Below are 24133 nucleotides of genomic sequence, written 5' to 3'. Positions count from 1 at the left end.
CAATGCGTATTGAGTTGGAAGGCAACGTCCTCGAGCTTGACGCCGGTGGTGGCGCTCTCCGTGTCGACGTCTCCAAGAACGGTTACGACGCGGCGTACCTCGACGTGATCCAGCGATACGTCGATGCGCGCGAGACGGAATCAGGGCTCAACCTCGACTACGCGCTCACTGAAGGAGAAATCAGCTTCAGGGATGCCGTCAGCCGGGCAATGACTCGACGCGACCGTCTGGCTCTGGCGCAGAAGCTCGTGGCGTTCGTCAGCTATCGGGGCAGTTTCAGAGTGCCGGTGGTCCACCCGGACAACGTCTATCTCAACGGTGACCTTCTGCGGGTGGTGCACTGCGGCTTGCAGGGCATGCTCACTCCGATGGCTTTCGACGAGTCGATGTTCCTCCGGTCTCTGCAGGCGATGGTGCTCCAGATCTTTCGCCCGAAGCTCGCTTTCGAACACATCCTCGACGGGGCTAGGGGGCTCAGGGATCATTTTTCGAACTCAGTGCGGCAGGCGACCACGACGGCCGAACTGTTCACATTCATCGATGCGCAGTTGAAAGCCGAGCACGCGGAGACCGTGGCGACCAGGGTGAGCGTTTCGAGACGCCGCTACGCCTGGTACCGGGTCATGGGCGTGGTCGGCGTGACTGCCGGGCTGGCCGCCGGGGTGTTCGCTTGGCAGGCCGAGAGCCAGAATCGTCTGCAGACGGCCGTCGTCGGCGCCCAGGCGAAATTCCTGGCGAGCGATTTCGCCGGGGCGCTCGGTGAGCTGGAAGACTATGCGGCCACCGCGCTGCCGCCCTCTGCCAAGTACGTATTGGCCGTGTCGAGCATCAAGCTGGACGATCTCACAACGGCGCAGAAGCAGGCCATTCTCAACAATGTCTCCGAGAAATCCGACGACGTCACGCTGAACTACTGGATCGCTATCGGGCGAGGCGAGTTCGAGCAGGCACTCGATTTCGCGCAGAACCTCGGCGACGACCAGCTCACGCTGCTGGCATACACCGACCTGTATCAGGCGACCAAGCTCGACACCCAGATGGCAGGCGGCAAAAAGCAGGAGCGCCTCGACCGCTACGCGAAGGCGATCGACGAGCTGACGGCGAAGCTTGCGGGTGCGGGTGCGGGTGCGGGTGCTGAGGCGGCGAAAAGATGACCGTGTTCGACGTAGAGCAGCCTGGAGCCCCTCGGCAGGTGGCTCTCGATTCCCGACTCGATGCGAGCCGGTTGGAGTATCTCGTGTATGTGCTCGATGGTCAGCGCGCGATCAAACTCGCGCTCACTGAAGATCATCCATTCGTCGATCATCACGGTCACAAGCTCAGCGTGATCAATGCCGCGCTTTACGCGGATGGCGATCGCCTCAGCGATGGACTGCACACGGTGGGTGACCTCACCTGTCTGGTGGTTTCCGCTTCTCGCGCCGTCACCGAGTTCTTCACCATCGACCAGAGCGCGGAGTTCGTCATCGGAGATGCGCCGTACGCCGGTATCAGAGCGGTGGACTCACCGCTGCTGATCGTGCGTGATGGATCGCTGATCGTCGACCCGCTCGATCGGCTCGTGTACGTGAACGACGCGGCGGTCACAGATCGGCAGAGCTTCGACATCGTTGCCGGGATGGTGGTGCTGGCCGAAGGATTCCTGCTCGAGAAGCGCCCAGCGCAATTCAAGATCACGCAGCTTCGTTCCGGCCTCGTGTTCGATCACACGAAGCTGCTGATCCAGCGGCCGGTGAGCGAGTTCCCCCCGGATTTCCCCGACTATCGACGCTCCCCGAAGCTGAATCTCGAAGTTGCCGAGGCCGAATTCACGCTGCAGGGCCCGGACAGGCCGGGTGCCAAGCCGAAGAACCGCGTCATGCGGATGCTGGTGCCCCCGTTTGCCATGATCGCGGCCATGGGTGCCACGACCCTGATCATGGGCAACAACCCGCTGATGTTGATCGGCATGGGGCTCGCGAGCATCCTGACGGCTTCCTTTACCGTGTCCCAGTTCGTCACGGAGAAGAAGGAAGCAAAGGCGTCGGCGTTGCAGGCCGAGGAGGACTACACCCGCTACCTGCTGCGGACGGTGGCCGACGTCTCCCGCGCGTATGACGACGAACGCGAGGTGCTTCGGTATCAGCAGCCGAGCCCGCTGCAGCTGACCGAGATGGTCGAGCGATATGACCCGAGAATCTACGAGCGTCAGCGTTTCAACAAGGACTTTCTGAGCATCTCGCTGGGACTGTCTGATCGCCCTTCTGCGGTGAAGGTGTCCTCGGACGTAAGCGAGAAGGACGCCAGCGCGCAGGGGCAGCATGTGACGGAGCTCGCAGCGGGGTTCCAGACACAACGCGATGTACCGACCCCGATCGACCTCTCCGGGCAGACGATCGGGCTGGTCGGGCCGCCCGAAGTCGTCACCGACTACGTGCAGTCGCTGCTGTTTCAGACCGCGTTCTTCCACTCCTATCGCGACGTGAACTTCGTGAGTCTGCTCTCGCGCGAGGCCTACGCGAAGACGTGGAACACCTGGAGGTTGCTGCCGCATTTCAAACTGCAGGAACTCAACATGCGCGGTCTGATCCACACGGAGAAGCTGCGTGATGTGGTGCTGAACAGCTTCTATCAACTCCTCCAGAAGCGCGTGCAACTCCGGAAAGACGCCGGCACGCAGATGCCGCAGTTCGCGCCGCATTATGTGTTCACGATCTCCGATGACCGCTTCCTCGCCGGTCACGGCATCAACGAGCTCCTCGCCGACGACGTGAGCGAACTCGGGGTGACTGTGATCTGGTGCAGCGAAGACGCGAAGCTGCTGCCCGAGACGGTGACCGCGCTCATCCAGGCGCCGCATCACGTTCGGGGCGAACTGACCACGAACAACAGCGTGTACGTCGCGACACCCTTCACACCGCACGCGCTCCCGCACGATCTTGAGCATTCGCTTCGCAAGCTGTCGAACCTGAACCATCTCGAGGTCGAGAAGAACGCGGTGCCGGAGTCGCTGAGCCTGCTGGATCAGTACGAGGTGAAAACCGTTGAAGACCTGCAGATCGCTGAGCGGTGGAGCCGGGCCGAACCGAACAAATCGATCGCATCCCTGATCGGCTGGCGCGGTAAAGCCGACTACGTGCACTGGGATCTGCACGAGCGCGCGCACGGCCCGCACGCTCTCGTCGGCGGAACGACGGGTTCGGGCAAGTCCGAGTTCCTGACCACGTACCTCATCGGCCTCGCGATCAACTTCTCTCCCGAAGACATCGGAATGCTCATCATCGACTGGAAGGGCGGGGGCATCGCAAACACGCTTGACAAGCTGCCCCACTTCATGGGCGCCATCACGAACCTCGACGGTGCCGGCACTGCGCGAGCGCTCGCGAGCATCACGGCCGAACTCAACAAGCGACAGCGCGAATTCGCCATCTACGGCGTCAACAGCATCAACGCGTACATGAGCCTGTACAAGCAGCGGCACGACCCGAAGCCCGACGTCACATACCCGACCAAACCGTTGCCGCATCTGGTGCTCGTCTCCGACGAATTCGCCGAGCTCAAAGCGAATGTGCCCGAGTTCCTCGACGAGCTCACGTCGGTGGCGCGCATCGGGCGAAGCCTCGGCGTGCACCTGATTCTCGCAACGCAGAAGCCCAGCGGGGTGGTCAACGATCAGATCGAGGCGAACTCGACGTCGAAGATCGCATTGAAGATGGCGAGCGAGCAGGACTCCAACGAGCTTTTGAAGACCACCGACGCCGCGCACATCACCAACCCGGGTCGTGGGTTCCTCAAAGTCGGACAGAACGAGGTCTACGAGCTCTTCCAGAACGGCTACGCCGGTGCGCAATACGACCCGGATGCGGTGGTGAGCGAGCAGATCGACGAGCGCATCTACAAGATCAACGACCTCGGCCAGTACGAACTGTTCTACGACCCAGACGAAGAGGTCACGCAGGGGAAGGACACGAGCGATCTCCCCTCGCAGTTGGAAGCAGTCATCGACACCATCGCCGACATCTTCCGCAGCGACGATGCGCTGACGCCTCCGGATAAGCCGTGGCTCCCGAACCTGCCGGCGAGCATCCCCACCCCCGAGTCTGGCCGCACCAGCGGCCTGAGTGTTCCGCTGGGCATGCTCGACATCCCCGCCCGTCAGGCGCAGGAGAACTACGAGTTCGATCTGGCACGGGCCGGACACACCGTGCTGTTCGGCAGCCCCGGCTACGGCAAATCGACCGTGCTGCAGACCCTCGTGATGAACCTTGCGAAGACCAGCACGCCTGAACAGGTGCAGGTGCAGCTCATCGACTTCGGGAACAACGGCCTGCTGCCGCTGAGGGGCCTGCCGCATGTAGCGGACATCGTCACCCTCGAAGAGGCCGAGAAGCTCGGCAAAATGCTCGACGTGATCGCGGCGCTCCTGGCCACGCGCAAGGAGCGCTTCAAAGAAGCCGGCGTCGCGAACCTGGAGCAGTACCGGGCGAAGACGGGGCGAGACCTGCCGATCGTCGTGACCGTGCTCGACGGATACGACAACCTCACCGCGAACGATCGCCGAAAGGAAGCGATCGATTCCCTGCTGTTGCAGGTGCTGCGCGAAGGCTCAGCCCTCGGCGTGAACCTCGTGATGAGCGCGAGCCGTGTCGGCGCGGTTCGCATGAACATGCTGAGCAACATGTCGACCAAGCTGTGCCTCTACCTCAACGAAGAGAGCGAACTCGCGCAGCTCATGGGGCGCGATCGGCTGACCCAGGCCGATCTCCCTGGTCGGGGTCAGGTACTGATCGACGTCCCCACCGCCATCCAGTTCTATCTCCCCGCACCCGGCAAGGACGGCGCCGAGACGCTCGCAGCCCTCGAACAGCAGATCGCCGCGCTGGGCGAGAGCTGGACGGGCGCACGGCCGACGGAGATCCCGATGGTCCCGCGGGAGCTCACGCCAGACGCGTTCCGGAGCTATGTGCCCCGTGAGGCGTCGCCGGACACGCTGTTCTTCGGGTTGAACAAAGGCAGTGCCGCACCCGAAGGCTTCGAGCTGTTTCAGGGTGAGTCCCTGGCGATCTTCCCCGAGACAGGAAAGCAAGCCGCGTTGCTGTATCCGTTCTTGATCAGTCAAATGCTGGGCGCTGCCGCTGGCGAAGATCTCGTGGTGATCGATGCTCACAACACGCTGGAACCGCTTCTCGGGTCAGCGGTGGGTCTTTATGTTGGAAAGACCATGCTCAAGGGTCAGGCCACGGTGGTGGCGAGGGCCTTGACGGAGCTGGTGGAGAACGGCGCTCAGACGCGGCAGTGCGTCGTGATCAACGGCATGACCGATGTGTTCGACAAGCTCACGCTTCCGACGGATCAGGTCGCTGAACTCCTGAGTGTCGGTAGTCAGAACGCCCAGCTGATCGTGCTGGATCACTTGTCCAGGGTGAACGGCAGTTTCGGCATGGTCGGGCCGGTGAAGGAGAACGTCGGCCAGATCCTGTTCGGCGGCGAATTGAGCACGCAGCGCTTCGTCGACAATCTGCCGCTATCGGTCAAGAAGGAGACCCATGGCAAGAGCGTGTTGCATTCGCTGAAGAACGACGAGCTCTTCCAGATTGTCGTTCCGATGGCGCACGAGAGCGAAGGTTAGCGATGCCCTTAGAACTCGCAGGCATGCTCCTGGGCTTGGGGTCCGTCGTTCGGCTGGAAAGCCAGAGTGTCTCCGGCCTGTTCGTGGTTCTCGCGCGCGGAGCATTTCGGCCGGACAGCAATCGTGACGAGGTCCTAGCTCGCTACTTGGTCGGCCCGCATCCATACGGCGAAGCCCCCGATCAGGAGACGTTCCCGGTCTTGGCCAGCGACGTTCGCGAGGTCGTCTTCGAGGGTTACCTGGATGACGCCGATGCAACCTTTCTCGAGGATCTCCTCGACCAGATGGAAAACGGGCGAAGGATCACTGCGCCGGCGAAGCAGTTCACCGACGCCCTCACCGTTGTTCCGGAAGCAGGAGCAGCCCATCCGGCCGATGACGACAGCGCTCCGGCGCTGGCAGACCCCTTCGCTGAACTTCGGACATTAGCCAGCCACGAATATCGGAGGAGTGAACAGTGAAGCTGTCTTCAAACATCGGCGCCGCGCAGGACGCCGTTTCAGGGTTCGCGGTTGTCGACCTTGACCGCAACGGCCAGCACGTGACTCTCAGCTCAAGCACCGTCGCGAGCATGAGCGACGGCGCGAACGTCGCAAACAAACTGCTGAAAAGCGTCTTGCAACTGGTTTCAGCAGTCAAAGGCCAGGCAGATAACGTCACTGCGCTCGCGGCAGAAATCGAGGAGCGCGACGACCGCGACGCAGGGAGCTGGGAAAACACGCCATGAACACGGATAAGCACATGGAGCGTGAGTACACGATCAGCGCGCTCGAAAACCGGGCCGCCGACGACATCGCCACGGTTCGCCTTCTCGAACAGCAGTGGGATGACTACCGGGAGGTCATGCACGAGAACACTGCCCGATTCGAGGAAGCCGGCATCGGGATGGGCGCGAAGACCCACTCGGTGCACAAGGGGATGGCCGCGCGAAGGGAGCTCGATTCGTATGTCGGCCAGCTCGCCTACGAACAAGCAGAACTCCTGGCGGAGACGGCACGAGAGATCCGCTCGCACGCGGAGTTCGAGTCGGAACGGCTACGGCGCGAGAAGGCTGGCACGTCATGGGGTTGAATTACGACTCGGGGGAGTCGACGAGCGTGAAGAACGCGCTCTCGACGAATCTCGCTGCAGCTCTGTCCGTGCTGAATTCCACAGATAGTGCCTGCACCCGGCTTATTGCCGCCCTGGGTGATGGCGAGCTGTCCGGAAAGGGCTACTCGGCGGTCGACGAACTGTTCGCACAGGTCATTGCCCCCTGCCTATCGAGGGCGAAAGACGAGATCGCATCCATCCAGAAGGATCTCGATGCGTACACGCAGGAGGACGCCAAGGTCAGCCAGTACGGCGTCCTGAAGGAAGAAGAGCTGAACACCCAGCTCATGGCGACGAGGAATCAGCGAGACGCGACCGAGCGTCAGATCGAGGCCAACCGTGATGCCGCTGCCGCGTTGCCCGGATTGGGTGATGCCTTGGAGATAAAGAATCGTCAGCTGGAGTTGGTGCTCGCCCAGCTAGAGAACGATATTCGTGAGCTGGAGGCCAAGCTGCAGGCGCTGCGCGACTTCTCTGCGCGCACGAATGGATTGTTCCTCGACAGCCTCGAGAATTTGGCAGCCGCCACCGGCGACACCATTGCTCTGTTGAAACAGCTGAACGAGACCCAGATCGGCTTCTCGTTCGTCGGTGATACGGCCGGTGGACTCGGTGCTCTCGCGACGCGCCGACTCATTCTCGACCACTTAGCAGGCAAGAAACTCGCTGTGGACTCTACTGGCCGGGTGAAATGGGGCGATCGGTACCTGTACAGGCCGAAGACCAAACACCGGTATAGCAGGGGCGAAGATTTCAACAAGGCGACCGGGACCAAGATCGAGCACTACAAGCGGCCGTTCAAGGCTGGCGGAAGTGCCGCCCTTGCGGCTCCCGTGGACGACTTCAGAGGGTGGAAAGACGCCTCCAAGCTCAGCAAAGCAGGTAAAAGTCTCGGTATCGCAGGCACGGCCTTGACCGTCGGGGCCAACGCCAACAGGTACTTCAGTGACGGGGTGCAAGGGCACGACGTCCAAGACTTCGCGGTCGACACCGGCGTCGACCTGGCAAGCGCGGCGGCCGCGGCAGGCGTAGGTGCGGCCTTCGGATCGTTCTTACTGCCCCCGCTCGGAACCGTCATCGGAGCGGGTGTGGGGCTTGCCATGAGCGTGGTCTTCAATGCTGAAATATTTGACGGCAAGTCGGCGACGGATCGAACCAAAGACGCGATCAAGCAGATGTATAGGTGACCAGTGGCAAAGAAGAAGAACAAGAAGCTAACTGTTGCTGAGGCGAACCGCGCCTACTTCATTGTCCTCGCCAATTCGCGAGCGTCATTAACCATGTTTTCCGGCCTCCCCTTCGTAATCATCCCCGTATTGGTGACACTCAACATCAGCTTTCTCAATCCGCCTCCTCATTACCGAGGCTATGAGGTTTTGTTGCATCTCGCCGGTGTGAACGTGGTGATCGTCTGGGTTTGTGTAGCCTTCACCATCCTGTGGATGTTCAAGTCGTTGACGTACCGGTTTCAGGTGTTCTCGTCGGGTGTCATGGCGGTCCTGGCAGTTTGTATGGTCTACAGCCTCTGTTTGATGTGTCTCGGGTTGGCGACGCTCGTGCAAGCGAGAGGTGAGCCGTTCTTTGCGATGCTGTTCAGTGTTGCTGGTTTGGTTGCGGTGGCGTTGGTGGTGGGGTCGACGGTGGTGCATGTGCTGATGCTGCGGCACCGGTTGCGGGTGGGGCATTCGGAGAATCGCACGATGGGGAACATCGGGGCGGTTTCTATGTCCAACAGGTCGAAGACGTTCTGGATCATCGCAGGCGTGGTGGCGGTGGTGCCGAACGTCCTGACCCAGGGCCAATACCTTACGAACTCACTCGGGGCCGTTGGGCTGCTGGTCATTGCGTTTGTGACGCCGAGCCTTCCGGTGGAGTACGCGTATCTCACCTACTTGAAATCGAAGGATCGTGACTACTGGGAGGAGCGTCCCCGTCGGGCGACGAAGAAGGAGCGTCGCAGGGTGGCCAAGAAGGTCGCCTTGTGGGTGTTCGGAGTCATCGCGACGTTCGGGCTGGTCTGGGTATCGGGCAAAGTTCTGCCGCTATGGCTGTGAGTGGCTGCAAGAAGGAAAGGGACCCTGTTCATGAAACTGAAGCGTCGTACGTTGAGCTTGAACAACGTGGTGCGTTACACGATGGAGCTTCGAGACGGCGACGAGCTTTTCGAGGTTATCGACGATACGGCTGACTATTTCAGGCGCGTGCTCGTGCACAACGGCTACTACACCACCGGCCCAATGGTCTTTCGTGCGCTTCCGGATTCGAGGGAGTTCACCATCATGACGACCCTGGGCAATCGGGTGAACCTCATCAGCGGCCGGGACACCGGTTTCGAGTTCGATGAGCATCTGGAGATTCGGACGGACTACTTTTACAGGCATTTCGACATCGAAAAGCCTGTGCCGTATCCAGAGATTGAAAATGCGGTCGCTGTGGGAGGGTCGAGGATCAAGAACATCTATCACGTGATTCTTGACTTCTATGGCGAGACCGTCCTCGATATGTACGTTGAAGTGGAGAACCCGTAATGAAAGCTGCGCTTCACGATGTGACTGCTCACGAGCGTTTGGCCTACCAGAATGTGGTCACGTCTCGCGCGACGTTTCACTACAGCGAGATGGCAGAGCACGTCGACCGTTTTGTCTCACGGATCGCGGCGAAGGGCTACGACCCCACGGGGCCCTTCTTCTACAGTCTCAATAACGTGCCGATGGAGGAGCTGGTCGACATCGAGATGTTCCTTCCCATTCAGCAGCACACGTTTCACGCCGAAGAAGGGCTCGTGTTTCATTCCTACTTCGAGGTGTCTCCACTGCTCAGAGGGGTCGTAAAAGGCGACTTCGAGAACCAGACAGAACTGGTCTACGCGCACCTTCTGGCCACCGCGGAATCGAACGACTGGCAGATCAATTCTCCCTTCTACCACCTGCCGCAACGCGACGTCTCGGGGTATGCGCTTGTCTTCGTGGGCTATACCGAGTCAGGCCCACCTGCCGACGCAGACCGCTGACGCACCGTCAGATGCCGGACGGCTGAGGCAGGCTCAGCTCAGGCGGGGCGGGCCGATCATGAGGAGGGTGGCCATGATCGCGGCGATGAGGACGACCAGGGTGACGGCGAGCACGGGGACGTGGTTGAGCATCCACCGGAACATGCGGCCGATGGCGGTGTGGTCGCGCGGGTCGTCGGTGGGGGTGGTGCGCCAGCCGCCGTCGAGACGGCCGGTGCGGTCCGCCCACAGGTCGAACGGGATGGTCGCGTACGGCACGATCGCCGACGCCACAGCCACGACGATCACGGGGATGCGCCACCGCTGGTTCACGCCGACCAGCACGGAGGCCACGGCGTAGCTGATGAACACCAGCCCGTGGATGGACCCGGCAACGAGCACCGGCCAGTCGCCGACCTGCGCCACGTACTTGAGCAGCATCCCGCTGATCAGCAGCGTCCAGGTGATCGCCTCTGCGATCGCGAGCGTCCGGTACAGCACACGGGGTTTCATGCTTCCAGCCTCGCCGACGACGCTCGCACGCGAATCACCCGAAAGTTCGAAAGCAGTCGAGCCCAGGACTTTCGCCGCGCATCCGGAGAATGCGGTGAAGAACCCTGGGCTCGATGAAAAGCGGGAGCGCTACGCCTCGACGAGGGTGGAGCGGATGACGGAGGTGAAGAAGGTGAGACCGTCGATGCCGGAGCGCATGGCTGCGGCGGTGTCTGGACCGAAGCCGGGCTCGACGGCGTGCTCGGGGTGCGGCATGAGGCCGACCACGTTGCCGCGCTCGTTGCGGACGCCGGCGATGTCGTCGAGCGAGCCGTTCGGGTTGACGCCTTTGTAGCGGAACACGACCAGGCCTTCGCCTTCGAGGCGCTTCAGCTCCTCGGCGGACGCGATGAAGCCGCCCTCGCCGTTCTTCAGCGGGATGACGATCTCCTGGCCGACCTCGAACCCGTTCGTCCACGGAGTGTCGGCGTTCTCGACTGTGAGGTGCTGGTCGCGGCGGATGAAGTTGCCGTGGTCGTTGCGGATCAGGCCGCCGGAGACCAGGTGCGCCTCCGCGAGCATCTGGAACCCGTTGCAGATGCCGAGCACGGGCATCCCCTTGCCAGCCGCATCCACGACCTCGGTCATGATCGGCGAGAGGCTGGCGATGGCGCCGGCACGGAGGTAGTCGCCGTAGCTGAAACCGCCGGGAAGGACGAGAGCGTCGACACCGTGCAGGTCGTGCTCGCCGTGCCAGAGGGCGACCGGCTCTGCACCGGCCAGGCGGATCGCGCGCAGGGCGTCGCGATCGTCGAGGGAGCCGGGGAAGGTGACGACGCCGATGCGCATCAGGCGTCGACCTCGGCGGGGTAGTGGATGCCCACCACGTCTTCGATCACGGAGTTCGACAGGATCTCGCCCGCGATCTCCTCGACGGCGGCGCGCGTGGCGTCGTCGATCGGGCCGTCGACGGTCAGCTCGAACCGCTTGCCGACGCGGACACCGGTGAACTGACCTTTGCCCGTCCTGGCGAGAGCACCGGCGACGGCCTTGCCCTGCGGGTCGAGCAGTTCGGCTTTCGGCATGACTTCTACAACGATCGTTGGCAAGGCTTCACTCCGCTCGCGTGGTCCGGGGGGATGCGTCGATTCTACCGTGAAGCGCGGTGCTCATCCGCGCGGGGCGGTTGGGCGGTGGCGACCGCTGCTGCGTACGCGACAGCGACAGGCTCCAACCGCGCGCGCAGCTCGCCGAAGGTGGCGGCAGCGGCGGGGGCCGGCCAGTCGGCAGGCAGCGCCGTGACGGGCAGGCCAGGGTCGAGGTAGGGGATCACACGATACTCGTCGAGGGCGCGCACCCACCTGGCGAACGCGTCACGGCCGGTGACCGCATCCGCTGCGTCGACCAGTGGATGCGCGTGGTGCGCCAGGAACCCGTCGCACGCCGCACGGATGGTCGCCAGGTCGTACCAGCGCGGGAGGGCGGAGGCGAGGTCGCCGAGCGCGACGGCGCTGGTGAAGAGGACGGCCTGCTCGCGCAAGCCGAGCTCGCCGATGGTCTCCACGAGTTCCGCTTCGAGTCCGGCCGGCGCGATCCACAGGCCATCGGCGACCGTGCCGCAGCCGAGAGCGGAGAGTCTGCGGCGCAACTGATGGCGGCGGGCGCGCTGGCGCTCGGGCAGGGAGAAGGAGACGAGACACCAGGGGGTGCTGCTCGTGGTGGTGTCGCCCGCATCCACACGCCGGAAGATGCGGGAGTCGCCGCGTTCCAGCATCGGGATCGCGGCCGGGTCGATGGCATAGCCAGCCACATCCCCGCGGGCCTCGCGCTGCAGCACCCCGCGCGCGCAGAGTCGCGCGAGACTGGAGCGGGCCGTGCTGGCGGGGATGTCGAGGGCGGCGAGCAGTTCGACGGCCCCGGACGCGCTCATCCACCCGCCGATCGGACGCAGCACGGCGCCGACGATCGTTCTGAGCAGGGCCGTGGAGCTGCCGGTGGTCGCCTCGAGATCTTCGCGGGCGGCTCCGGAGGGCCCGGGTGCGGCAGTCGGGGATTTGGGAGGCGGTGCCCCCACGATGGTGTCAGTCATGCGTGAGCTCGCCGAGCACATCCCGCACGGCCACGATGCCCCGGTACGTCTCTTCGAAGCTCGTGCTGAGCGGGGACAAGCCGAGGCGGAGGCCGTCCGGGTCCCGGTAGTCCGGGATCACGTCGCGCTCCCAGAGCACAGCGGTCGCCTCGCGCATCGCCGGGTGGTCGAGCGTCACGTGGCCGCCGCGGCGTTGCGCGTCGCGCGGGCTCACCACGGTGACGCCGAGCGGCGCGAGCCATTCGTCGGACAGCGCGATGGCGAACTCGGTCAGTGCCACCGACTTGGCGCGCACGGCGTCGATCCCGCACTCGGCGATCATCGCCACCGTGTCCTGCATGGCGAGCATCCCCACGACGGGCGGCGTGCCGCTAATGAAGCGCCGGATGCTCGGGGCCGGCCGGTACTCCGGCCCCATCGCGAACATGTCCGCTGTTCCCATCCAGCCCTGGATCGGCTGGGCGAGGTCGGCCTGCAGCCCGGAGCGCACGTAGCCGAAGGCAGGCGAACCGGGGCCGCCGTTCAGATACTTGTACGTGCAGCCGACGGCGAGGTCGACTCCCCAGGCGTCGAGTTCGACGGGAACGGAGCCTGCCGAGTGGCAGAGATCCCAGAGCACGAGGGCGCCGGCGTCGTGGGCGATGCGGGTGATCGCTGGCGCGTCGGCGAGGAACCCAGAACGATATGCGACGTGACTGAGCACGACGAGCGCCGTCTGCGGACCGACCACCGCGCCGACCTGCTCCGGCGTGACTCCGGCGTGCGTGTCGGCCTCGATCCAGGCCAGGGTGAGGCCGCGCTCGCGGGCGATGCCGTCGAGCACGTATCTGTCGGTGGGGAAGTTGTCGGTGTCGAGGACGATCTCGGTGCGTCCGGGCTGCGCATCCACGGCGGCGCGCGCCAGCTTGTAGAGGAGCACGGTGGTTGAGTCGCCGACGAACGTCTGGCCTGGCGCCGCCCCGACGACGGAGCGGCCGATGGCGTCGCCGATCGTGAACGGCAGCTCCAGCCACTCCTCGTCCCAGCCGCGGATGAGGCGGCCGCCCCAGTCGTCGAGCAGAAAACGGTGGATGCGCTCGATGCTCGCCCTGGTCGGACGCCCCAGCGAGTTTCCGTCGAGGTAGGCGACGACGCTGCTGGTGCCGTCGTCGATCCCGGCGAAACGATCGCGGTACGCGGCGAGCGGGTCGGCGGCATCGAGCGCGCGTGCGGCGGCGAGCGGATCGGGGATGGCGCTCGGGTCGGCGAAATCGGAGGGGACGGACGGAGTGGGGAAGGCGGCGGGGTCGACGGGGCCGGCGGGGTTGGTCATGCGTGCTCCTCGGGGGACAGGGGGAAGGTGGGGGACATGGGGAGGGTCGGCGACGTGGGGAGGGTCGGCGACGTGGGGACGGCCGGCGACGTGGAAACGGCGGGGGATGTCGGAAGGGTCGCGACCGTGCGACCTGTCGCTGTGGCGAGCCAGGCCGGCAGGTCGGCGGGGTCGGACGGTGGCGCGGTGGGGACCAACGCGAAGCGCGGACCGATGACCCAGGTGGATGCCGGCGCGCTCGCGATCGACGCCACGAGGGCCGCGCCGTCGAGCCCGCAGCCGGCGATGGCCTCCAGCTCGCGCCGGTTGACGCCCACCGCGAGCGGCCCGTTGCCGAGGTCGGTGCCGTACAGCACGCTGCCGCCCGCAGCGGCGAAGCGCCGGAGATTGTCCTGTGCCACGGCGAACGCGGCGGTCGGCTGGCCCCAGCCGTGAATGTCCAGGGTCGACACCCAGCTCATGCCCGCGGCTACGGCACGCAGGAGGTCGGCGTCGCCGATCCGCTCGGTGAACGGCGCGTGCGCCAGCTGTGCGGCACGGGCGGCGATCGCGCGGGCGACCTGCCCTTCGCCCTGCGCGTGCACCGTCACGGGCACACCGGATGCGGCTGCTTCCTCCACAATCGCGGCGAGGGTGGAGTCATCCACGGTTCCACCGGCCTCTGTGTTCAGGGCGACCTTGATGCGGGAGGCTCCCAGCATGACCTGTTCACGAACCGCATTCCGCGCATCAACCGGCCCTGTCAGCTCGGCGCTCGACCCTCGCGGACCCCAGCCGGCGTTCACCGGATATCCGCCGGGGGAGGTCAGCAGCGCGCCGGCGATCGCGACGGCCGGCCGGTCGAGGTCATCGGACAACCAGGTGGATGCGACGTCGGGGATCCAGCCGAGGTCCACCGCGTCGGTGATGCCCGCCGTGAAGAGCGCGCGCTGGTCGGTGAGGCCGAGATGCGTGTGGTGGTCGGTGAGCCGGGGGATGAGGGTGCCGCCGAGGTGGATGGCGGCGGGGGCGCTGGTGCGGGGGTCGCCGTCGCGTCGCACCTCGCGCAGTATGTCGCCGTCGACCTCGTAGGTGGCCGGGCCGCGGAAGGCGCTCCCGTCCCAGACAGCGTCGACGGAGTACATCATCGCGGCGTGCCGATTTCCGTACGCACGGCGAAGAGCTCGGGGAAGAAGGTGAGTTCGAGCGCTTTCTGGAGGAAGCCGACGCCGGTCGAGCCGCCGGTTCCGGTCTTCATGCCGATGGTGCGCTGCACGGTCTTGAGGTGGCGGAAGCGCCAGAGCTGGAAGTTGTCCTCCAGGTCGACCAGTTCCTCGCACGCCTCGTATTCGGCCCAGTTGTCCGAGGCGTGCTCGTAGATGTCGCGGAACACCGGAACGAGCTCGGGGGTGAAGACGTACGCCTCCGTCACGTCGCGGTCGAGCACGGCGGACGGTACAGGGAAGCCCGCCCGCGCGAGATAGCGGAGGAACTCGTCGTAGATGCTCGGTGCGTCGAGGAGCTCGGCGAGCAGCGCGTGGGCGACAGGGTCGTTCTCGAAGACGCTGAGCATCCGGCGGTTCTTATTGCCCAGCACGAACTCCACAGCGCGATATTGATAGGACTGGAAGCCGGACGAGTTGCCGAGGAAGCCGCGGAACTCCGCGTACTCGGTCGGGGTGAGCGTGGCGAGGACCGACCACTGCTCGGTGAGCGTCCGCTGGATGTGCTTGACCCTGGCGATGCGCTTGAGGGACGGGGCGAGCTGGTCGGCGCGGAGGAGGTCGCGGGCGGACTCCAGTTCGTGCAGCACGAGCTTGAGCCAGAGCTCGGTGGTCTGGTGCTGGATGATGAACAGCAGTTCGTCGTGGTGCTCTGGTTCGCTCACCGGGTTCTGCGCGCTGAGCAGGGTCTCCAGGTCGAGGTACGAGGCGTACGACATCCGTTGCCGGAAGTCCGTGACGATCCCAGGATCGAACTCGCGTGTGTTGTCATCGACGACCATGCTGCATTCTTGCACCGGTCGTCACGAAACTGCAACGGGTGGATTCGCCCGGCCGCGCTCCCTGCGCGCCGCTCCACGTTCATCGAGTCGTAACCGGTGGTTGCCGTCGGCGTCGCATCCCGCCCCTAGCGTTCCAACGAACACAGCAGCGCCGTTCGGCGTGCAGACACCACACCACACCACACCGCATCGCATCACCAGGAAGGTCTTCGATGAAACTGTCCATCACCAAGACGCTCGCCGTCGGCGCAGCGCTCGTCCTCTCCCTCGGCCTCGCCGCTTGTACGGGATCGGCCAACGCCAGCTCGACGGACGACGCGTCGTCGACCGCATCGGCGGCGACCTTCGCCAAGGACTCGAGCACGCTCGTCTTCGGCGTCGTTCCCGACACGGTGAACACGCAGTCCAACTACCAGCCCATCGCCGACTACATCGCGAAGATCACCGGCAAGAAGGTCGAGTACCGTGAGTCGAGCGACTACACCGCGCTCATCCAGGCCGCCATCGCCGGTCAGATCGACGTCGCCAGCTTCTCCGGCTTCACCTACGTCACCGCCACCAACGGCGGAGCCAAGATCACGCCGTTCGCCTCGATCATCACCAAGGAGGGCCAGAAGCCCGGCTACTACTCCGAGGCCATCGTGCCGGAGAAGTCCTCCATCTCGTCGATCGACGACTTCAAGGGCAAGAAGGTCTGCTTCGTCGACCCGAGCTCGACCTCCGGCTACCTGTTCCCGACCTACAACCTGCTGAAGGCGGGCATCGACCCTGCCAAGGACATCACCCCGGTGTTCGCGGGCAAGCACGACGCCTCCGCTCTCAAGGTCTCGCAGGGCGCCGAGTGCGACGCCGGCTTCGCCGAGGACTCCGCGGTGGACGCGCAGCCGGGTCTCAAGGTCGTCGCGAAGACGATGGTCCCCGGTGCTCCGATGGTGTTCTCGAACACGCTGCCGGACGAGATCAAGAAGGACCTCAGCGACAAGCTGTCCACGGTGACCATCGCCGACATCCAGAAGGCCGGCATCAAGAACGCCGACTCCGACGGCTTCAAGGCCACCTTCTTCGCCTTCAGCCCCGTCGACGACAAGTACTACGACCAGATCCGCGACATCTGCAAGGTCACCAAGGCCGCGCAGTGCGAGGTCAAGTAGCACAGCGCTGACACCGCGCACCGCGACCGCCGTCCACCTCCGGGTGGGCGGCGGTTCGCGCATCCGGCAATGGATGCGCGGAGGTCCCGCAGGAGTTCCGTCCGGACGCAGGAGTTCCGTCCGGACGGAGGGGCGCGAGCGCTCACCCCGCGGCGCCGCCCGCCGTTCACCGGACGGTAACCGGGCGTTGCGTCGTCGGACGCACCCGGCTCCTACTGTTGCCGCAGGTTTCGGATGGCAGGGATGGGTTGAGGGACATGACTGAAGCAGCGCACATCGTCGAGGTGGCGGGGGTCACCAAGAGGTTCGCGGAGACGACCGCGCTCGACGGCGTGAACCTGAGCGTCGCCAAGGGCGAGGTCGTGGTGCTGCTGGGGCTCTCCGGCTCAGGCAAGTCCACGTTGCTGCGCCACCTGGACGGCCTGGAGCGGCCCACCAGCGGGGAGGTGCGGGTGCTCGGCCAGTCCGTTCCGCAGCTCGGAGCGCGTCCGTTGCGGACGCTGCGCAGCCGCATCGGCTTCATCTTCCAGCAGTTCGAGCTCGTCGGCCCGCTGACCGTCATCGAGAACGTGCTCACCGGCTCGCTCGCCACGCTCCGCGGTCCCCGCCTCGGCACCTTCACCTATCCGGCCGGGCTGCGCCGCCGCGCCATCGCACACCTCGACAGGGTCGGGCTGGCCGACAAGGCATACCAGCGCGCAGACACCCTCTCCGGCGGTCAGCAGCAGCGCGTCGCCATCGCGCGTGCGCTCATGCAGGACCCGGAGATCCTCCTCGCCGACGAGCCCGTCGCCTCCCTCGACCCCGAGTCGAGCGAGCAGGTCATGGCGCTCATCAGGGAGATCGCCGCCGACAACGGCCTCACGGTCATCTGCAGCCTGCACCAGGTGGACCTCGCCCTCGGCTGGGGCGACCGCATCGTCGGCCTCCGCCACGGACGCGTCGTGCTCGACACCCCCACCGCCGGCCTCGACAAGGCGCAGGTGATGGAGATCTACGGCAGGGTCGCAGCCACCACCCGCGAACTGACCGCCATCGACAGCGAGCTCGCCGCCGAGGTGGATGCGGCAGCCGAGCTCGAACTAGCCGCATCCGCCACCGCCGACACCTCCCAGCGCGCCTGATGGCCACCGTCCCGCTCGCCGACGCGCGCGCATCCTCCGCAGCGCTGCGTCGCCCCCGTCCCCCCGCATCCAGGATCGCGGCCGTCGTCGTCCTGCTCGCCCTGCTCGCGCTCGGAATCGCCGCGTTCCCGGTGCTCGGCGTCAGCTTCGACACCGTCGTCCGCAGCATCCCGAAGGCCGAGGCGTTCTTCGGCAGGATCGTGCCGCTGCGCCTTCCAGCGCCTGAGGTGCTGTGGCCGGCGATCGGCCAGACGCTCGGGATGGTCGTGCTCGGCACGCTCCTCGCCGCGATCATCTCGGTGCCCGTCGCCTACCTCGCGGCCGCGAACACCAGTCCCAACCGCGCCGCGCAGTGGGCAGGCCGGTTCATCACCGTGATGACCAGGTCGATCCCGGATGTGGTGCTCGCCATGGTCTTCGCCGTGCTTTTCACGCTCGGCACCCTTCCCGGCATCCTCGCCATCGGCATCCACTCGATCGGCATGATCTCGAAGCTCTTCGCCGACGCCATCGAGCAGATCGACGAAGGGCCGCGGCTCGCCATCCGCGCCGCAGGAGGCAGCAAGTCGCAGGAGTTCTTCTCCGGCATCCTGCCGCAGGTCGCGCCGAGCTGGGTGGCGACCGTGCTGCACCGCAACGACATCAACCTGCGCGGGTCGATCATCCTCGGCTACGTCGGCGTCGCCGGGCTCGGCTACGAGATGTGGAAGGCGCTCGCCACCCTCGACTACCGCACGGCGATGGCGCTCGCGCTGGTCATGTTCGCGCTCTGTGTCGTGATGGAGGTCGTCTCGTCCACCGTCCGGCGCGGGATGCTCGGGGGAGGCGCGACGCGCAGCCTCACCGCCCGCCGGGTCAGGAACACCATCACCTGGGTGCTCACGGCCGTCGTGATCGTCGGCGCGCTGGTGATCGCGCAGGTGCACTGGGGCGACTTCCTCACCTTCTGGCGCAACGTCCCCCTCATCAAGTTCTGGCCGCCGACGTTCGAGCCGTACTCGGTCGAGCAGATCGCCGTCGCCATGCGCGACACCGTGCTGATCGCGCTCGCCGCAACGGTCGTCAGCCTGCTGTTCTCGCTCGTCGTCGGGTCGCTCGCCGCCAGGAACGTCGCGCCGAACGCGCCGACGCGCGGTGTGTTCCGCGTGCTGCTCGTCGCCGTGCGCGGCGTTCCGGAGCTGGTGCTCGCGATCGTGCTCATCATCATCACCGGGCTCGGGCCGACCGCTGCGGTGTTCGCGCTGGCCTTCGGCGGCGTCGGGCTTCTCGGCAAGCTGTTCGCCGACTCCATCGAGGAGGTGCCTGCCGGGCCGCAGCGCGCGCTCACCGCGGTCGGCGCCCGCCGCTTGCAGGTCTACGCGTCCGCGACCGTCCCGCCGAGCGTTCCCGCCTTCGTCGGCCACAGCTTCTACCTGTTCGACAGCAACATCCGCGCCGCGACCGTGCTCGGCGTCGTCGGCAGCGGGGGGATCGGCTTCTACCTGAACAACGCGGCGCGCGTGTCGGCCTGGAACGAGGTCTTCGCGTTCGTGCTCGTGATCATGGCGACCGTCTTCATCGTGGAGGGGATCGCGGTCTGGATGAGGAAGGCGCTGCGATGAGCGGCGGCTCAGGAAGGAAGGGCACAGCGATGGGCAGACACTACGACCTCGCGATCGTCGGCAGCGGCATCGTCGGGCTCGGGCACGCGGTCGCGGCCCTGAAACGCGGGCTGATGGTCGCCGTCGTCGACCGCGCATCCAGCGTCGTCGGGGCGTCCGTGCGCAACTTCGGGCACCTTTGCATCACCGGCCAGGAGGGTGAGGCCCGCGCGTACGCGGAGCTGGCCCGCGAGCTCTGGCTGACCCTCGCCCCCGAGGCCGGGTTCTGGCTGCGCGAAAGCGGCACGGTCGTCGTCGCGCAGGCCCAGGACGAACTGGACGTGCTCGACGAGTTCCGGCAGCGCCGGGGCGGCTCCGACGTGCGGCTGCTGACGCCCGCAGAGGTGCGCGACCGCATCCCCGTCGCCGACGGCGTCGCGGTCGGCGGGGCCTGGCTGCCCCGCGATCTTCAGGTCGACCCACGCGAGGCGGCGTCGGCGATCGTCCGCTGGCTGGATGCGCACGGTGTCGACTTCTTCTGGCGCACGGCCGTCGTCGGGGTGCAGACCGGCGCCGTGCACACTTCGCGTGGCACGCTGTCGGCCGACGCGGTCGTGGTCGCCGTCAACCACGACGTCGACCTGCTGTTCCCCGGCCTCGCCGAGGCGCACGGCGTCGAGCGCTGCGGCCTCGACATGATGCTGGTGGATGCGGAGCTCGACCACCCGCTCAGCGCCCCGCTGCTCACCGGCTGGTCCCTGGTGCGCTACTCCGGGTTCGCGCACACGCCGACAGCCGGTGCGCTGCGCGAGCGGCTGGCGGAGGAGCATCCTGAGCTGGCGGCCCTCGACCTGAACCAGATGTACACACAGCGACCGGACGGCAGCCTGATCGTGGGGGACACGCACTACCGCGGGGCCGACGTTCCTCCGTTCCAGTCGGAGGCGGCGAACGACCAGCTTCTCGAGCTGGCCCGGCAGCTCTTCGGCACCGACCGCATCCGGGTGCGGGAGCGCTGGCAGGGCGTGTACGCGACGGCGCCGGACGACTTCCTGGTCGCGGCCCCAGCGCCGGAGGTGCGGGTCGTCTCCGTGACGACTGGCATCGGGATGACGACGGGCCTCGGCCTCGCGGAGCGGGTGGTGGACGAGCTGTTCTCGGCGGCGCCCGGCGTACTCGCGACCGCAGGCGCCGCGCGGGCCGACTGACCACTCGCCGCACTGCAGGCCGATCAGCTCCGCCAGACCGGCACGAAACCACCAGACCACAAGACCCACCAGACCCACCAGACCCACCAGACCCACCAGATCCACCAGATCCACCACAGAAGGGCACCGACCATGAGCACAGACGCAACCACGAGCGCAGGCGATGGAATCATCACCAGCGAGTTCGACGACATCGCCGTCGCCGGAACGATCGGCGCCGCCGTGGACGACCCCACCGCCGACGACGACTGGGAGGACGACGAGGAGTTCAGCGACGACGACCTCGACGACGCCGACGACCTCGACGCCGACCTCGAGCTCGTCGTGCTCGACATGGCGGGCACCACCGTGGTCGACGACGGCCTGGTCGAGCGCGCCTTCGAGCGCGCGGCGGACGCAGCGGGAATCGGGAAGACGCCGGAGGAGCGCGAGCGTGCGCTCGAGTACGTGCGCGACACCATGGGCCAGTCGAAGATCGCCGTGTTCCGCGCGCTCACCGACGACGAGGACCAGGCGCAGCACGCCAACGCCCTGTTCGAGTCCGCGTACGGCGAGCTCGCCGCGAGCGAGGGCCTGCGTGCCGTGCCTGGCGCAGAAGACCTCATCCGGCACCTGAGGCAGCTCGGCGTGAAGGTCGCGCTGACCACCGGGTTCTCCCGTCCGACGCAGGATGCCGTCCTGGATGCGCTCGGCTGGCGCGACATCGCCGACCTCACTCTCAGCCCGGCGGAGGCGGGTCGCGGCCGTCCGTACCCCGACCTGCCGCTCACCGCACTGCTGCGCACCGGAGGGACCAGCGTGGAGGGCATGGTCGTCGTCGGCGACACGGCGAGCGACATCGCATCCGGAATCGCGGCGGGCGCCGGCCTGGTGGTCGGCGTGCTCACCGGCGCGCACGACGAGGAGACCCTGACCGACGCCGGTGCTGACGCTGTCATCCCCAGCATCGCCGACCTCGCGGAACTGCTCGGCCTCGACGACACCGCAGGCCGATGACCGTGCGGGCGGTGACCCCGCGCGTGGTGGAACCGCCTGCGCGTCTGGGGAAGGGGGTCAGCGTCTACCCGTCTGCGACGGCGATGGTATGGCAGGGGGAGGGTCATCTGCACGAGGCGGTGGCCGTGCCTGGAGTGCGGCTATCGCCGGGGGACGCGCTAGTGGAGATCGAGCTGTCGACGGTGTGCGGCTCCGACGTGCACACGGTGCTGGGGCACCGCTCTGCGCCGACGCCGCTCATCCTCGGCCACGAGCAGGTCGGCAGAGTGGTCGCGCTCGGGCGCGGGGGAGCGAAGACGATCGACGGCCACAGGGTGAGCCTCGGCGAGCGAGTGGTCTGGTCTGTCGCCGTGCCGTGCGGGCGCTGCACCAGGTGTCGCCGCGGCCTCCCGCAGAAGTGCGTGAACCTGCAGAAGTACGGCCACGAGCGGATGCGCCGCGGCTGGGAGCTGTCCGGCGGATTCGCCACCCACGCGCACATCCTCGACGGCACGCCGATGGCCGCCGTTCCCGAGGACGTACCGTCCGAGGTGCTCGCCCCTGCGTCCTGTGCGACGGCGACCGTCGCCGCAGCGCTGGAGGCCGCGGCAGCGATCACGCCGCTCGAGGGCGGTCTCGTCCTCATCGCGGGGGCGGGGATGCTCGGGCTCACGGCGGCAGCGATGGCCACAGACGCGGGTGCCTCCGTCGTCGTCAGCGACCCCCTCCCGGAGCGGCGTGAGGCGGCGCTCGCCTTCGGAGCCGTCGCCGTCGCCGACCCGCGCGTCGCCGCCGACGCCCCTGGCGGGCTCACCGCAGCGCTGATCAAGGCGGGAGGACGCGGCGCCGCACCGACCGTCGCTCTGGAACTCTCGGGCGCGCCGGCCGCCGTCCGTTCACTCCTCCAGACGGTCGACGTCGGTGGCGTGCTCGTGCTGGTCGGCTCCGTCTCGCCCGGCCCAGACCTCGCCATCGATCCGGAACAGCTGGTCCGTCGGCTCGTCACGATCCGCGGGGTCCACAACTACGCTCCGCACCACCTCGCGACCGCCGTCCGCTTCCTCGCGGAGGCGTGGCAGCGCTACCCGTTCGCCGCCCAGGTCGGCGAGACCTTCCCGCTGGCCGAGGTGGATGCGGCGCTCGCCGCCGCAGGACGGCACCCGCGGGTGGCGCTCCGGCCCTAGTACCTCGCTGGCGTCGCGCTGCGTCCGGACGCACCGGTGCGCCTGGCGATCCGCTTCACGACGTACGGGGCGGCGAGACCGTGCAGGACGATGCTGCCGATGACGGTGAGCACCGCGACGTCCCAGACGTCGTCGCCGACGCCGGTGGGGAGCTTGTTGAAGGCGAGCAGGCCGAAGACGATCGACGCAGCACCGCGCGGACCGACGAACCCGATCACGGTGCGGTCGCGCCACGAGACGGAGGAGCCGAGCGTCGCCAGGTACACCGGCAGTGCACGGAACAGGGTGAGCGCGAGCGCCGCGAGCAGCAGCAGGCGCCAGTCGACACCCCTGACGATCATCTCCGTCGTCATCGCGCCGAGCACGAACCAGACGAAGTTGGTCGCGAACGTGCCGACCTCCTCCACGAGCACCAGCTCGTCGTGCGCGATCGACAACTGCCGCGTCTTGCGGGTGCGGGTGAAGCGGAACATCACGCCGGCCACGAAGGCGGCGACGAAACCGTTCGCCCCGATCCCGTGAAGCGTCGCGATGCCGTAGGTGAGCAGCGGGGTGATCAGCATCACGATGCGGATGCCGGTCTGGTTCGCGAATCCGCGGCCGGACGCCCACCTGGTGAGCAGCCCGATCACGCCGCCGAGCAGCACGCCGACCACGATCGCGACGATGGTCGCCGGAACGGCGCCGAGGAACGCGTTGATGAAGTCCTCGACGTTCTTCTCCAGCGCGGTCTCGGTCGAGCCGGTCGGCTCCGTCCCGCTGTCGGCCACTTCGATCAGGGTCGGCAGGAGCACGGCGATCGCGAGCGACATCCCGAAGATCGGAGAGATGAGCCCGTCGTTGTAGCCGCTCTCCACGTTGAGGATCTGCCGCACGCGCGCCGGGATCAGAGGAGAGCGCAGCAGGGCCGTCGCCGGTGCGAAGTCGGTCGGCATGACCACGCAGGCCACGACGATCAGCACGAACAGGTTCACGCCGGGCAGCAGCCAGAGGCCGGTCACGACGACGAGGGCCAGCGAGAGCGGGAGCGCGATCAACACGAGCCTGGCGATCATCCTGCCCTCGCCGCCGAACACACCGCCCTTCACTTCGCAGGCGTCGACGAACAGGAGCACCGCCAGGATGAGCTCCACCACGTGCTCCGCCACGTCGCTGTCGACCGCCTCCACGAAGGCCGGGATGTCCACGAGGACGACGAGCGAGCCGACCAGCGCGAGGACGACAGGGCCGGCGATGCCGCTGCGCTCGAACCGGTGCGCGACCAGCGACCACAGCGCGATCGCGGCGAACCCCACGAGGATGATGGCGGGCATCCAGGACCCTTCGCTCCGACTCTCCGCCCCAG

23 protein-coding genes are annotated in these 24133 nt (G+C 66.5%); 15 read left to right on the top strand and 8 right to left on the bottom strand.

Annotated features, from left to right (window positions below; translation table 11 throughout):
* The first annotated feature begins 2 nt into the window (after positions 1-2).
* Genes essB through ACIRCZ_RS09350 form a run of 9 tightly spaced genes read left to right on the top strand, consistent with a single transcriptional unit; the run spans position 3 to position 9710 of the window.
* A complete protein-coding gene (essB, locus tag ACIRCZ_RS09390) occupies positions 3-1154 on the top strand; it encodes a type VII secretion protein EssB (protein WP_402852209.1) in 1152 nt (383 codons plus the stop codon).
* Positions 1151-5608 carry a type VII secretion protein EssC gene (essC, locus tag ACIRCZ_RS09385; RefSeq protein ID WP_402852206.1) on the top strand — a complete coding sequence of 1486 codons (4458 nt, stop codon included), beginning with the start codon at positions 1151-1153 and terminating at the stop codon, positions 5606-5608. The genes essB and essC overlap by 4 nt, the downstream gene beginning before the upstream one ends.
* Positions 5609-5610: 2 nt before the next feature.
* The gene (locus ACIRCZ_RS09380; protein WP_402852203.1) at positions 5611-6069 is read left to right on the top strand and encodes a DUF4176 domain-containing protein; all 459 of its coding nucleotides are present in this window, start codon (positions 5611-5613) and stop codon (positions 6067-6069) included.
* The gene (locus tag ACIRCZ_RS09375) at positions 6066-6335 is read left to right on the top strand and encodes a hypothetical protein (protein WP_055898268.1); all 270 of its coding nucleotides are present in this window, start codon (positions 6066-6068) and stop codon (positions 6333-6335) included. The genes ACIRCZ_RS09380 and ACIRCZ_RS09375 overlap by 4 nt, the downstream gene beginning before the upstream one ends.
* 14 nt (positions 6336-6349) lie before the next feature.
* Positions 6350-6679 (top strand): hypothetical protein, encoded by a 330-nt coding sequence (locus ACIRCZ_RS09370; protein ID WP_055898270.1) that lies wholly within the window; start codon positions 6350-6352, stop codon positions 6677-6679.
* Entirely contained in the window at positions 6670-7887 is a 1218-nt protein-coding gene (locus ACIRCZ_RS09365; protein ID WP_055898273.1) for a T7SS effector LXG polymorphic toxin, read from the top strand. Before ACIRCZ_RS09370 ends, ACIRCZ_RS09365 begins: the two co-directional genes overlap by 10 nt.
* 3 nt (positions 7888-7890) lie before the next feature.
* Positions 7891-8754 carry a hypothetical protein gene (locus ACIRCZ_RS09360; protein ID WP_402852198.1) on the top strand — a complete coding sequence of 288 codons (864 nt, stop codon included), beginning with the start codon at positions 7891-7893 and terminating at the stop codon, positions 8752-8754.
* 30 nt (positions 8755-8784) lie between these two features.
* Positions 8785-9228, top strand: coding sequence for a hypothetical protein (locus ACIRCZ_RS09355; RefSeq protein ID WP_402852195.1), 444 nt, complete (start codon positions 8785-8787; stop codon positions 9226-9228).
* Positions 9228-9710: a DUF5085 family protein gene (locus tag ACIRCZ_RS09350; protein WP_402852192.1), complete on the top strand. Its 483-nt coding sequence runs from the start codon at positions 9228-9230 to the stop codon at positions 9708-9710. The genes ACIRCZ_RS09355 and ACIRCZ_RS09350 overlap by 1 nt, the downstream gene beginning before the upstream one ends.
* A gap of 33 nt (positions 9711-9743) precedes the next feature.
* Here ACIRCZ_RS09350 and ACIRCZ_RS09345 read toward each other — a convergent pair whose 3' ends face one another.
* The 7 genes from ACIRCZ_RS09345 to kynA all read right to left on the bottom strand — a co-directional run bounded on the left by ACIRCZ_RS09345 (position 9744) and on the right by kynA (position 15566).
* Positions 9744-10202, bottom strand: coding sequence for a DUF3817 domain-containing protein (locus ACIRCZ_RS09345; protein WP_402852189.1), 459 nt, complete (start codon positions 10200-10202; stop codon positions 9744-9746).
* A gap of 129 nt (positions 10203-10331) precedes the next feature.
* The gene (gene purQ / locus ACIRCZ_RS09340; RefSeq protein WP_402852186.1) at positions 10332-11030 is read right to left on the bottom strand and encodes a phosphoribosylformylglycinamidine synthase subunit PurQ; all 699 of its coding nucleotides are present in this window, start codon (positions 11028-11030) and stop codon (positions 10332-10334) included.
* The gene (locus tag ACIRCZ_RS09335; RefSeq protein WP_055898292.1) at positions 11030-11290 is read right to left on the bottom strand and encodes a phosphoribosylformylglycinamidine synthase subunit PurS; all 261 of its coding nucleotides are present in this window, start codon (positions 11288-11290) and stop codon (positions 11030-11032) included. The genes purQ and ACIRCZ_RS09335 overlap by 1 nt, the downstream gene beginning before the upstream one ends.
* 41 nt (positions 11291-11331) lie before the next feature.
* Positions 11332-12270, bottom strand: coding sequence for a PaaX family transcriptional regulator C-terminal domain-containing protein (locus ACIRCZ_RS09330; RefSeq protein WP_402852182.1), 939 nt, complete (start codon positions 12268-12270; stop codon positions 11332-11334).
* Positions 12263-13582 carry a kynureninase gene (locus ACIRCZ_RS09325; protein WP_402852179.1) on the bottom strand — a complete coding sequence of 440 codons (1320 nt, stop codon included), beginning with the start codon at positions 13580-13582 and terminating at the stop codon, positions 12263-12265. The genes ACIRCZ_RS09330 and ACIRCZ_RS09325 overlap by 8 nt, the downstream gene beginning before the upstream one ends.
* The gene (locus tag ACIRCZ_RS09320; RefSeq protein ID WP_402852176.1) at positions 13579-14709 is read right to left on the bottom strand and encodes an amidohydrolase family protein; all 1131 of its coding nucleotides are present in this window, start codon (positions 14707-14709) and stop codon (positions 13579-13581) included. Before ACIRCZ_RS09320 ends, ACIRCZ_RS09325 begins: the two co-directional genes overlap by 4 nt.
* Positions 14706-15566 (bottom strand): tryptophan 2,3-dioxygenase, encoded by an 861-nt coding sequence (gene kynA / locus ACIRCZ_RS09315; protein ID WP_402852173.1) that lies wholly within the window; start codon positions 15564-15566, stop codon positions 14706-14708. Before kynA ends, ACIRCZ_RS09320 begins: the two co-directional genes overlap by 4 nt.
* A 212-nt stretch (positions 15567-15778) precedes the next feature.
* On the opposite strand from kynA, the gene ACIRCZ_RS09310 reads away from it, so the two are divergent.
* The 6 genes from ACIRCZ_RS09310 to ACIRCZ_RS09285 all read left to right on the top strand — a co-directional run bounded on the left by ACIRCZ_RS09310 (position 15779) and on the right by ACIRCZ_RS09285 (position 22788).
* Positions 15779-16717, top strand: a complete 939-nt coding sequence (locus ACIRCZ_RS09310) for a phosphate/phosphite/phosphonate ABC transporter substrate-binding protein (protein ID WP_402852170.1) — start codon at positions 15779-15781, stop codon at positions 16715-16717.
* Between the two features lie 257 nt (positions 16718-16974).
* On the top strand, positions 16975-17841 hold the full coding sequence (gene phnC / locus ACIRCZ_RS09305) for a phosphonate ABC transporter ATP-binding protein (protein ID WP_402852167.1): 867 nt from the start codon (positions 16975-16977) through the stop codon (positions 17839-17841).
* A complete protein-coding gene (gene phnE, locus ACIRCZ_RS09300; protein WP_402852164.1) occupies positions 17841-19442 on the top strand; it encodes a phosphonate ABC transporter, permease protein PhnE in 1602 nt (533 codons plus the stop codon). The genes phnC and phnE overlap by 1 nt, the downstream gene beginning before the upstream one ends.
* Positions 19439-20629, top strand: a complete 1191-nt coding sequence (locus tag ACIRCZ_RS09295; protein WP_402852162.1) for a TIGR03364 family FAD-dependent oxidoreductase — start codon at positions 19439-19441, stop codon at positions 20627-20629. The genes phnE and ACIRCZ_RS09295 overlap by 4 nt, the downstream gene beginning before the upstream one ends.
* Positions 20630-20761: 132 nt before the next feature.
* The gene (locus ACIRCZ_RS09290; protein ID WP_402852160.1) at positions 20762-21625 is read left to right on the top strand and encodes a phosphonatase-like hydrolase; all 864 of its coding nucleotides are present in this window, start codon (positions 20762-20764) and stop codon (positions 21623-21625) included.
* Positions 21626-21636: 11 nt separating this feature from the next.
* Positions 21637-22788: an alcohol dehydrogenase catalytic domain-containing protein gene (locus ACIRCZ_RS09285; RefSeq protein ID WP_402852158.1), complete on the top strand. Its 1152-nt coding sequence runs from the start codon at positions 21637-21639 to the stop codon at positions 22786-22788.
* Here the strand turns inward: ACIRCZ_RS09285 and ACIRCZ_RS09280 are convergent.
* Complete coding sequence (locus tag ACIRCZ_RS09280) at positions 22785-24101, bottom strand: cation:proton antiporter (protein ID WP_402852155.1); 1317 nt, start codon at positions 24099-24101, stop codon at positions 22785-22787. The two genes, ACIRCZ_RS09285 and ACIRCZ_RS09280, sit on opposite strands and share 4 nt — an antisense overlap.
* Between the last annotated feature and the right edge of the window lie 32 nt (positions 24102-24133).

The organism is Leifsonia sp. NPDC102414, assembly GCF_044765685.1.
Classification (GTDB): Bacteria; Actinomycetota; Actinomycetes; order Actinomycetales; family Microbacteriaceae; genus Leifsonia.
The sequence above is the reverse complement of the archived record's forward strand: the minus strand, read 5'-3'. Positions and strand labels throughout refer to the sequence as shown.